Below are 11,033 nucleotides of genomic sequence, written 5' to 3'. Positions count from 1 at the left end.
CCGCCGCCCCGCCAGTCTTGGCTGCCAGCCAACAGCAGATCCGGCCCTCGCCGGATGCGCTCGACCAGGGCAACCACCTGCCACCCCAGGGGGGCATCATCAACAATGAACATTCCACACCGCTGTTGCGGCCAGCGGAGAGGCAGAGGGCCGTGGATAGGCCGCAAGCCGTCGCCATTCAGCAGCAGCCGAGCGAAATCGGCAATTCAGGCGGCCGCATGCCGATGCAGCCCCCCATGCAGCAATTGGGTGAATTGCCATTGCAAGGGGTACCGGTTCAAGGGACAGGGTCCGAACACATCGGAAGGCTGCATGCGGGAGCCGCGCCCTCAGCAAGGTCCGAGGCGCCCCCGGCTGCGATCGAGGACTCCATAAACGTTTCGTTCGCCGTCCCCAAAGACTTCTCCCATGGGACTCAACGCGTCCCAGACGCAATGCTCTCTTTCTTGGACCGCCCTGGCCCCTTGCCGGATGCTAGCCAAGCGCGGCAAGCGGGCTTTGAGCAGCACGTGGCCGAGCCGCGCCGAGCCGACCCTTTTGCGAGTGGCGCCCGTGCTTCCCGCTATCACCATCTGTCCGACGAACACCGGGACCTTATTGATAGAGCGATCGCCCACTCCCAGGAAAAATATGGCGAGACCACGGCCCGAAAATACACGTTTGCACTTCGCCGGTTGGCGAATGATCTCAGCGCTCGTGGCCAAGCGACCGATCTAAGAAATCACAAATCCCTGGTCGATCACGTCGGTGCCTTCTTTCCGAAAGACGTTGATATGAAGAGCGCGTTGAAGGCCCTGCGTGCGTATCATGAGCCGGGCTATTCAGCGACTGCTGGCGGCCCTGCTGCCAGCTATCCCCATCTGTCCGCCGAACACCGGGATGTTATTGATAAGGCGATCGACCGCGCTGCGGCTCAGCAAAACCAGAGCGCGGACACGCTGCGAATATACTCGAATGCGCTTCGCCGATTGGCGAATGATCTCGGCGCTCGTGGCCAAGCGACTGATCTAAAAAATCACCAATCCCTGGTCGATCACCTCGATACTTTCTTTCCGAATGACCAGAGCATTAAAACGGCGTTGAACGTCCTACGTGCGTATCATGATCCGGGCTATGCAGCGACTGGCTGGTGGCCAGCGGCGGTGCCTTCAAAGCCAGATGCGCGTATCTTGGAAAAATTAAGCAGTGACAGCGAGTTGGCCTTAAGCACCCGTGTCGTCTATGGTCGTCTTCTTCGCAGATTTTCTGAGCAGCTTGAGAGTCGGGGCCAGACGATCTCTGGGCTGGATCACAATTCGCGGACCGAACTCGCCGAGGCGTTGTTTCCAGGCAACAAGAAACTCCGCTTGGCGCTGCAGCGGGTTCACAATGCGGAGATTCCCGAGGCCTTGCGGCCGCTGTTCGATAATCGAGCTCACAAGCCGCCAACCAATCCAGAGGAGCTTCTGCGACTGGAACAGGAGTTCCGCGAAGTGCTTCAGCAGCGGCAGGATGATCAAGCCGCCTCGTCTTCGCTCAGCAACCCAGGGATGCGTGCTGGACCGGAGGACCCCAATAGAAGCGTGTCGGACGCTTTCGCAACATCTGGGCACGCCGGAGTTCAGGCCGCCGCTCCGCCAGTCTTGGCTGCCAGCCAACAGCAGATCCGGCCCTCGCCGGATGCGCTTGACCAGGGCAACCACCTGCCACCCCAGGGGGACATCATCAACAACGAACATTCCACAGCGCTGTTCCGGCCAGCGAAGAGGCAGAGGGCCCTGAATACGCCGCAAGCCGCCGCCATTCAGCAGCAGCCGCGCGAAATCGGCAATTCAGGCGGCCGCGTGCCGATGCAGCCCCCCATGCGGCAATTGGGTGAATTGCCATTGCAAGGGGTACCGGTTCAAGGGACAGGGTCCGAACACATCGGAAGGCTGCATGCGGAGGCCGCGCCCTCCGCAAGGGCTGAGGCACCCCCCGCTGCCATCGAGAACTCCATAAACGTCTCATTCGCCGTCCCCCAAGGCTTCTCCCATGGGACCCAACGCGTCCCAGACGCGATGCTCTCTTCCTTGAACCGCCCTGGCCCCTTGCCGGATGCTGGCCAAGCGCGGCAAGCGGGTTTTGAGCAGCATGTGGCCGAGCCGCGCCGAGCCGAACCTGTCGCGAGTGGCGCCCGTGCCACCGGCTATCCCCATTTGTCCGACGAACACCGGGACCTTATCGATAAGGCGATCGCCCACGCTGCGGCTCAGCAAAAATATAGCGAGAGCACGGTCCTAAAATACAGGTATGCACTTCGCCGGTTGGCAAATGATCTCGGCGCTCGTGGCCAAGCGACGATCTAAAAAATCACCAATCCCTGGTCGATCACCTCGATACCTTCTTTCCAAAAAACACTGACATAAAGGATATAAGGCCGGCGTTGAACGTCCTGCGTGCGTATCATGAGCCGGGCTATTCAGCGACTGGCCGGTGGCCAGTGGCGGTGCCTTCAAAGGCAGATGCGCATGTCTTAGAACAAGTGACCAGTGACAGCAGCTTGGCCCCAAGCACCCGTGTTGCCTATGGTCGTAGTCTTCGCAGATTTTCTGAGGCGCTTGAGAGGCGGGGCCAGACGATCTCTGGGCTGGATCATGATTCACGGATCAAATTCGCCGAGGCGTTGTTTCCAGGCAACGATTTTCTCCGCTTGGCGCTTGAACGGGTTCGCGATGCGAAGCCTGCGTCAGACAGGATCGTGGCGGACGCTTTGGCAGCGGCCGGCTCTGGGCACGCCGGAGTTGAGGCCGCCGCCCCGCCAGTCTTGGCTGCCAGCCAACAGCAGATCCGGCCCTGGCCGGATGCGCTTGACCAGGGCAACCTCCTGCCACCCGAGCGGTTCATCATCAACAATGAACATTCGACGGCGCCGTTGCGGCCGGCGGAGAGGCAGGGGACTGATAATCCGCAAAGCATCGCCATTCAGCAGCCGCCGAGCGAAGGCGGCCGCGTGCCGATGCAGCCCCCCATGCGGCAGTTGGGTGAATTGCCATTGCAAGGGGTACCGGTTCAAGGGACAGGGTCCGAACACATTGGAAGCCTGCATGCGGGAGCCGCGCCCTCAGCAAGGTCCGAGGCGCCCCCGGCTGCGATCGAGGACTCCATAAACGTTTCGTTCGCCGTCCCCAAAGACTTCTCCCATGGGACTCAACGCGTCCCAGACGCAATGCTCTCTTTCTTGGACCGCCATGGCCTCTTGCCAGATGCGGAAAAGCCGGAATGGCACTTCGATATTAATGGTCACGGCTACACCGCCCGGAGGCCGGAGGGGGGCAACGACGTTTGGCTCCTCCATCGCGGAGCGATAAGGGAAGCTGGAGCGGCAGCAGTACCGGCAAGGGCTCCGGGACCCGCCTTGCCAGCGACCGCCAGGCTCTCAGACACCCATCTCGGGGTTCCGTTGGTCGATCTGACCACCTCCTCCGATGCACACATCGAAGCCCTTCCGTCAGGCTCGTCCAATCTCCCCCGGGGGGCGGTGCTCGGGGCCACCCAACTGCTGGGCGACGAACATATCCAGAGGGATTACGAATTCCTCGAGCAGCAGCTGCAGCAGGCCGATCCAGCGCTCGCCGCCCGGACGCGGCTGGTCGATCCGTCGGTCTCCCATCTGCTGCGCCACATGGAGCAGCAAGACGCGCGAGGCACATTGCAGTCGATTTATAATCGAAACGCCGGCCCATCCGACTTCCTGTTCGTGCCAGTGAACGATGGGGTGGGTATTGACCACGGCACCCATTGGTCGCTGCTCCTCGTAGATCGCCGCGATCCGGAAAGAGCGGTCGCCTATCACTACGACTCCATCCAGCAAAATGAACAGCGATACAACGACGCGCCTGCACGAAAGCTCGCTACAAGACTGGACGCGACCCTGGTAACACCCGACATGGCGCAGCAGAAAAACGCTGTTGACTGCGGCGTCTTCGTGGTGGACGGCACGCGCGAGCTGGTTCGTCGATTGGCGAACGAAGAGCGGCCAGACCAGCAGCTGCCGCTGCACCTCAACTACCTCGTCGCCGATCGGCAGGCGCTGCAAAACCGACTGAGAGAGGGCCGCTTGCCGCACGAGCTTGCCGCAAGCCCCGCCGAAGCTTTGGCAGCAGCCGGGTCGCAGGTGCAACACGCCGCGTTGCAAGAGCAGCAAGCCAGACAGGTCGCGCCAGCGCCGTTGGAACGGCACTTGGGCCAGACGCGCGAGGCCGAGGACAAGCTGACGAGTACACTGCACAGGAGCAACCGCGTGAACAGCGGGGGCGTCATCATCAACACTGAACGTTACACAGCGCCGTTGAGACCGGCGAAAAGGCAGAGGACTGACAATTCGCAAAGCCTCGCCATCGGGCGGCAGCCGAGCGACGCAAACACAACGTCCATCGGCCAAGCCTCCGATCAAGCCCGAGCGGACCTCCTGGCTTCCTTCAGGAGCAGAGAGCGCTCCGACGCTGGGCGTTGAGCTCGACGGCTAAGCAGAACAGCTCTTTTGGCGACGGAGAGGCTGATGCGATCTCCGGACCGGTAGCTCTCGCCGCAATTGATCAGACTGGCACTGTTGGAAGGCGATGTAGGCCTGGAACTCGCCGATCGCCAGCGAGGCGCTGAGACGATCGCCCACCTCAATAAGATCGAGGACGATATCCGCGGCCGACCGGCCGATGAACGCCGTGCGACGCGTCGGGAAAATAGCCGCGCTATTGTCGCCATCTTGAACCTTGGCTGCGTGAAAGCTCGGCCTGATCGGTCAGAAGACCAAGGTCGCCAAGGCAATCCGCTACACGCTCTCACGCTGCGAAGGCCTCTCGCGCTTCGTTGACGACGGTCGCACCGAGATCGACAACAACACCGTCGAGCGCTCAATCCGTCCGCAAGAACGCGCTCTTCGCCGGCTCGAACGGCGGTGCCGAACACTGGGCGGTCATTGCGTCGTTGATCGAAAGCTGCAGGCTCGATGGTGTCGAGTCACTCGGTTATCTCGCCGACGTCCTCACCACCAGGATCGTCAACAGCCATCCCAGCCAGATCGACGAGATGCTGCCTTGGGTCAGACATCCAGGCGCCGAGCTAAGGGCCGCCAGAAAACACCGCCACGCTTCATCAGCCAATCTCCAGAATAGCTCCTGTCACGCGGCCAAGGTGCCTCCGTAGCTAACGTCTACGTCAGCGTTGAAGAAATACCCTGCACCACGGCATGTCTTGACTAGCCTTGGATTGGCCGCATCAGCCTCCAGCTTTCGGCGCAAGCGCAAGATTAGGACATCGATACTTCGATCGTAGACCTCTTCTCCACGCACACGGCTCGCGAGCAAAAGCCGTTCTCTGGATAGGACATTGCGGGGGTTCTCCAGGAACGCGATCAGCAGGTTGAACTCACATGCGGTAAGCTTGACTTCGCCACGCTCCGCACAGATCAGTCGCCGCTGCTTGACGCTGAGCTTCCAGGCTCCGAACCGAAATGAGCGATGATCTTTCGTTCGCGGACTGGAAATGCGCTGGCGTAGCCCTACTCGAATGCGGGCCAAGAACTCGCGCAGCCCGAAAGGCTTGGGAATGAAATCGGTTGCGCCGAGCTCCAGCGCAACGACTTTTTCCGCCTCATCAAGCCGGTCGCCGCTGATCACTATGATGGGTAAATCCGATTTCGTCGCGAGGTTGCGGACGATGGCAAGCCCATCCTCCCGGCCGAGGTTGAGGTCAACAACCACGAGATCGACTGGCTCATGCGATAGAACGTAGTTAAACTGCTTGCTATCGTTGACTGCGGTCACCTTCAAGGCATGCATCATGAGATACTGGGAGATGAGGCGTCGCATTGCGGCATCATCGTCAATGACAAGAACATGTTTCAACGGCTCACCTTCAATCTTGAATCCCCTTGTCTAAAGCTGTTGCCGAGCAACCCTTGGGGCACCGACGCAGGACAGCTGCCCCTTGCTACCACTCGCCGGTGCGTGCGGCCAATGTGAGGCCGTTGCTCGGCCTGGTCTTTTCATCCACAGCGAATTGACCGCATCCAGGCAGCCGGTGGCCACCACACAGCTGCAAGCGCCGGTATGACCCTGCCGAGTGGTCCTTCGCTTATTCGCGAGCTCCGCCGTTGGTGTAGGCCTGCCAACACCACTTGATTACGACGGCACGGACGCCCGGTCGCTTGCCATGTCCTTGCATCTTCTTCGCGTTTCTGGCGCTTGCGGACCTGGATCACCTCGAAATCCTCCCGCTCGTGCGTGCGGCTCCGACGCGGTGGAGCACCGCGGCGGTTGACTGATCGCAGAGGCGGTTGGCCGAAGAACGGCCGTGATTCGCTATAGTGGCCTTGTGCCACCGGTATGTCTCCTGCCCAAGGCAGGTCATTGGGAGGTGGCCGGCGGCGCCAATCCTGTTCCCGGCGATCGGCAGGTCCGGTTACGGTTACGGTTACCTTGCGAGCTAACATTTCTCAGTTGATGCAATACCTTCCTTTTGAGCCTGTCACTGTACTTGTCGAGAGCGCTGTCGGACTGCGTCAATCCGCCTGCGGTTTCTGCCGATGGGACTGTGCGTGACCCACCAGTTCGCGGCGCGGCCGAACAGCTGAACCAGGTCTCGCACCAGGCCGGCTGCGCCGCCACGTCTTCCCAGTTGACCCTCGTCCCCGCGTATTTTGCGCCTCCGACGAGCTTCGCGGACGAACTCGCGGTTTCAACCAATGCCTGAGTATGCAGGGCGCATGGCTGTCTCTTGCAACAACGGCAGCATGCCGCAACATTGGGCAGCTCGGCGCCCTAGTCGGTTCTCGCGTTCGATCGACCCAAGCTTCCGCAGCCTGAGATGAACCCGCCAAGCTCCCCATTTTGTCCTTCGGCCAGGCGCTGACACAAGATTCCATCACCGCCCATGCCAAGTCGCAGTTGACGCTGCAGGAGCAACGGACGGCCGGGGCGGGCAATCCCGCGCAGGAATGGTCCACCACGATGGTCGAGATGTGCCGGCTGATCGCGCCCGCGCAACCCGCGCATGCGCAAGGTGCCCATGCACCCGGACATGAACAAGCTCTTTGCTTCAGTTGAAACCGAAAAGCTGAACTTGAACATCACGCAGTAACAAACCTGCCCGATAAGCGCGTGCCGGACAGGGCCAGAACCGGTCCGGACGCTTGGAAAGGTAGGGGATAGGAATGTTTATTGCAGCTTGGCCGCTGGCCATCGCCCTGTTGACATCCATGTCATTCCCCGCCGAGCCCGCGCCACTTTCGCCCCGTGAATTCCACCGCCTGTCGCGCAAATGCGCTCCCTGGGTTGCGCCGTCCACGCTCGCCGCGATTGCCAAAATTGAAAGTGGCTTTGAAACGCTGGTGGCTCATGACAACACCACAGGTGAGCAGCTTCGCTGGATAGACCGCCTGGAAGCGACGCGGGGCATCAAGAACCGCCTCGAAGCACAACATTCTGTCGATGTCGGATTGATGCAGATAAACAGCAAGAACTTTTCCTTCCTCAATCTCACGCCGGAAAAGGCTTTCGAGCCCTGCGCCTCGCTATCGGCCGCCGCCCACTTGCTTGAAAGCCGGTATGCCGGCGGCACGACTGCTCCGGCGCAGCAACTGGCGCTTCGCCGTGCCATCTCGGCCTACAACACGGGCGACGTCACGCGTGGCTTCACCAACGGTTATGTACGCAAGGTCGAGTCAGCCGCAAAGGACATCTCGAGTCACCCCGAGCCAACCCTGGAGCCGACCGCTCAAGATGCGCCACACCTTGAGGCACCCGGTCGGAAAGCCGTGCCGCCTCTGCTCCAACAGAGCCAACAGGCCAATGGAAAGCAGCCCAAACGAAATTCTTGGGACATCTGGGGCTCGTATGAGTCAAACCGCTCCGGGGCCGATCCCTCCGGTCCGACAGGCAGCCAGGCTGCGGAAGAGCGGGAATCCTCGAACCCGAACAAACTCGTATTCGATTGAACCATGGAGATACAATGATGACGCCACTCAAAATACTTCGTGCGCTTAAAACGCGTGTTCCTTCGCCTTTTTCCATGCTGCGCACGGCGGCTGAATATGTACCGGCCGCTGCTGCAGGCGCCGCGTGGACGGTCTTCTCCATCGGGCCAGCCTCGGCTCAGGTGACCGGAGGGACGGATCCCGCCAAGATGGTCCAGAATATCTGCACCTTCATACTTGGCCCCTTCGGACAATCACTGGCCGTGCTCGGACTCGTGGCCATCGGCATCTCTTGGATGTTCGGTCGTGCTTCACTTGGCTTGGTTGCGGGTGTCGTTGGAGGGATCGTCATCATGTTCGGCGCCAGCTTCCTGGGCAAGGCGCTCATAGGCGGTGGCTGATGAGCGACCGGTTGGAAGTGAGCACCCTCTATGTGGCGGCGACACGCCCCGCACTGTTTCTGGGGGTGCCGCTGACGCTGGCCGGATTGCTGATGATGTTGGCTGGTCTCGTCATCATTGTCCTTCAAAACCCACTTTATGAAATCGTGCTCGTGCCACTCTGGTTCGGGGCACGGCTGGTGGTTGAGCGTGACTATAACGCCGCAAGCGTCGCGCTCCTCTATTTGCAGACTGCCGGCAGAAGCGTGGACGGGCCGGTCTGGGGTGGCGCGAGCGTCAGCGCCAATCCGATCAGAGTGCCGAAACGCGGAAGAGGAATGGTGTAATGTTTGGCGCCAGTGGCCGGACCGAGAGATCTGGCGAGATCTATCTTCCGTATGTCGGTCATCTCAGCGATCAGGTTGTCCTGCTGGAAGACGGATCGATCATGGCCATGGCACACGTGAACGGCCTGCCCTTTGATTTGGAAGACGCAGAGATGCGCAATTCGCGCTGCCGCGCGTTCAACACTCTCTTGCGCAACATCGCGGATGACAATGTCACGCTATACGCTCATCTTGTGCGCAATAACGATGTGCCGGAGCCGGCATCGCGCCAGTTTCAAAGTGCATTTGCTGGCAGTCTGAGCGAGGCCTATGAGCGCCATGTGCTGTCGGGCAAGCTCTTTCGCAACGATCACTTCCTCACTATCGTCGTGTCCCCCCGCACCGCAATCGGCAAGATAGGCTGGCGCATTGCCAAATCCCCCAGACGGAATGACAACGATCTGGCCACACAAATGCGAAGCCTGGAGGACCTCTGGCAGATCATTGCTGGCTCACTCGGCGGTTACGGTCTGCGCCGGTTGGGTATTCGCGAGAAAGGCAACGTGCTCTTCACGGAAATTGGTGAGGCGCTTCGGTTGATAATGACTTGCCGGTTTCTTCCGGTTCCGATGGTTACCGGCTCGCTTGGCGCCTCGATCTACACTGATCGGGTCATCTGCGGGAAGCGGGCGCTTGAGATTCGAAGACCCGGGGATAGCTCCGTGGGATCATTGTTTTCGTTCCGTGAATATCCGGCGACGACGCGGCCAGGCATGCTAAATCCCTTACTGTCCGCCAACTTCCCGCTTGTCCTGAGCCAGAGCTTTTCCTTCCTCACTCGGCCACAAGCTCATGCGAAGCTTAGCCTTAAATCCAGCCAGATGACGAGCGCCGGCGACAAGGCTCTCACCCAGATCAATGAACTTGCCGAGGCAGAGGACGCACTGGCAAGCAACGAGTTCGTCATGGGTTCGCATCATCTGAGCCTGTGCGTCTATGGCGACAGCCTCAATAGCCTTGCAGATCGCGCAGCAAATGCGCGCGCAAGGCTGGCCGACACAGGCGCCGTTATCGTCCAAGAGGGTATCGGCATGGAGGCCGCGTACTGGTCCCAACTCCCGGGGAACAACAGGTGGCGCACGCGCCCCGGGGCGATCACCTCGTACAATTTTGCCGGGCTTGTCTCATTTGAGAACTTCCCCAGCGGTTCCAGCTCCGGCCACTGGGGCAAAGCTGTTGCGCGCTTTCGCACAAACGGTGGAACGTCTTTCGACTACATCCCCCATGAGAATGACGTCGGCATGACGGCGATATTCGGACCCGTCGGCAAAGGCAAGACGACGCTGATGACCTTTATCCTCGCGATGCTTGAGCAAAGCGTGGTCGATCGCAATGGTGCCATCGTCTTTTTCGATAAAGACCGGGGTGGTGAACTGCTGGTGCGAGCCACGGGAGGGACATACCTTGCGTTGCGCAGAGGCGCTCCGAGCGGCTTGGCCCCTCTGCGCGGACTGGACAACACCTCCGCCTCGTTGGACTTTCTGCGCGAATGGCTGATGGCCCTCATCGAGAGTGACGGCCGTGGTCCGATCTCGCCGGAGGAAAGCCGTCGACTGGAACGTGGCATTCTTCGTCAACTTTCGTTCGAACCCGCCATGCGCTCACTTGCGGGCCTGCGCGAATTCCTGCTGCACAGCCCCTCGGAGGGCGCGGGAGCACGGCTGCAGCGGTGGTGTAGAGGGAATGCGCTTGGATGGGCCTTTGACGGCGATGAGGACGAAGTCAGGCTGGATGCCTCCATTACCGGCTTCGACATGACGCAGCTCCTGGAATTTGAGGAGGTTTGTGCGCCGGCCGCCGCATATCTTCTTCACCGCGTGGGCGCTGTTGTCGATGGCCGTCGGTTCGTCATGAGCTGCGACGAATTTCGCTTCTATCTGCTCAACCCGCAGTTCTCGGCTGTTATCGACAAGTTCCTGCTCACCGTCCGCAAGAACAACGGCATGTTGATACTCGCAACGCAGCAGCCTGAACACGTGCTTGAATCGCCCCTCGGAGCCAGTCTCGTTGCACAATGCATGACCAAGATCTTCTACCCATCACCGACGGCCGACCGGGCCGCGTATGTCGATGGCTTGAAGTGCACCACGCAGGAGTTCGAGGCAATCCGCCAGGGAATGGCAATTGGCAGCCGCAAGTTTTTGCTCAAGCGCGAGAGCGGGAGTGTTGTTTGCGAATTCGATCTTGGCCAGATGCGCGAGTATGTAGCCGTACTCTCGGGGCGGGCCAACACCGTGCGCTTTGTCGACCAGCTTCGTGACCAGCACGGAGATGCCCCAAGTGCGTGGCTCAACAAGTTCATGACTCGTTACCACGAAATTCAAGACTGACGGA

Annotated in this window: 6 protein-coding genes and 2 pseudogenes; 7 read left to right on the top strand and 1 reads right to left on the bottom strand. The window is 60.3% G+C overall.

Going from position 1 to position 11,033, the window contains the following annotated elements; translation table 11 throughout:
* Both C1D09_RS34425 and C1D09_RS28010 read left to right on the top strand, forming a co-directional pair.
* Positions 1–4,474: pseudogene (locus C1D09_RS34425) on the top strand (Ulp1 family isopeptidase); the annotation flags it as partial.
* Positions 4,475–4,595: 121 nt separating this feature from the next.
* Positions 4,596–5,163 (top strand): annotated as a pseudogene (locus C1D09_RS28010) (IS66 family transposase); the annotation flags it as partial.
* Here the strand turns inward: C1D09_RS28010 and virG are convergent.
* Positions 5,139–5,864 carry a two-component system response regulator VirG gene (gene virG / locus C1D09_RS28005; protein ID WP_027033428.1) on the bottom strand — a complete coding sequence of 242 codons (726 nt, stop codon included), beginning with the start codon at positions 5,862–5,864 and terminating at the stop codon, positions 5,139–5,141. The pseudogene C1D09_RS28010 and the gene virG sit on opposite strands and share 25 nt — an antisense overlap.
* A gap of 984 nt (positions 5,865–6,848) precedes the next feature.
* On the opposite strand from virG, the gene C1D09_RS28000 reads away from it, so the two are divergent.
* From C1D09_RS28000 to virB4, 5 genes are all read left to right on the top strand, one after another.
* Positions 6,849–7,064 carry a hypothetical protein gene (locus C1D09_RS28000; RefSeq protein ID WP_133117143.1) on the top strand — a complete coding sequence of 72 codons (216 nt, stop codon included), beginning with the start codon at positions 6,849–6,851 and terminating at the stop codon, positions 7,062–7,064.
* Positions 7,065–7,171: 107 nt separating this feature from the next.
* Positions 7,172–7,954, top strand: coding sequence for a type IV secretion system lytic transglycosylase VirB1 (locus tag C1D09_RS27995; protein ID WP_027056324.1), 783 nt, complete (start codon positions 7,172–7,174; stop codon positions 7,952–7,954).
* Between the two features lie 74 nt (positions 7,955–8,028).
* A complete protein-coding gene (gene virB2, locus C1D09_RS27990; protein WP_245436993.1) occupies positions 8,029–8,334 on the top strand; it encodes a pilin major subunit VirB2 in 306 nt (101 codons plus the stop codon).
* Positions 8,334–8,660, top strand: coding sequence for a type IV secretion system protein VirB3 (locus C1D09_RS27985; RefSeq protein WP_019856520.1), 327 nt, complete (start codon positions 8,334–8,336; stop codon positions 8,658–8,660). Before virB2 ends, C1D09_RS27985 begins: the two co-directional genes overlap by 1 nt.
* Positions 8,660–11,029: a type IV secretion/conjugal transfer ATPase VirB4 gene (gene virB4 / locus C1D09_RS27980; protein WP_027056322.1), complete on the top strand. Its 2,370-nt coding sequence runs from the start codon at positions 8,660–8,662 to the stop codon at positions 11,027–11,029. The genes C1D09_RS27985 and virB4 overlap by 1 nt, the downstream gene beginning before the upstream one ends.
* Positions 11,030–11,033: the final 4 nt, after the last annotated feature.

Origin of the sequence: Mesorhizobium intechi (assembly GCF_002879535.1) — a bacterium.
GTDB lineage: Bacteria > Pseudomonadota > Alphaproteobacteria > Rhizobiales > Rhizobiaceae > Mesorhizobium > Mesorhizobium intechi.
This window is presented reverse-complemented; position numbering and strand designations above follow the sequence as displayed.

Coding starts and splice junctions, on each gene's coding strand:
- C1D09_RS27985 (WP_019856520.1), top strand. CDS start 8,334: ATGAGCGACCGGTTGGAAGTGAGCACCCTCTATGTGGCGGCGACACGC.
- C1D09_RS27995 (WP_027056324.1), top strand. CDS start 7,172: ATGTTTATTGCAGCTTGGCCGCTGGCCATCGCCCTGTTGACATCCATG.
- virB4 (WP_027056322.1), top strand. CDS start 8,660: ATGTTTGGCGCCAGTGGCCGGACCGAGAGATCTGGCGAGATCTATCTT.
- virB2 (WP_245436993.1), top strand. CDS start 8,029: ATGCTGCGCACGGCGGCTGAATATGTACCGGCCGCTGCTGCAGGCGCC.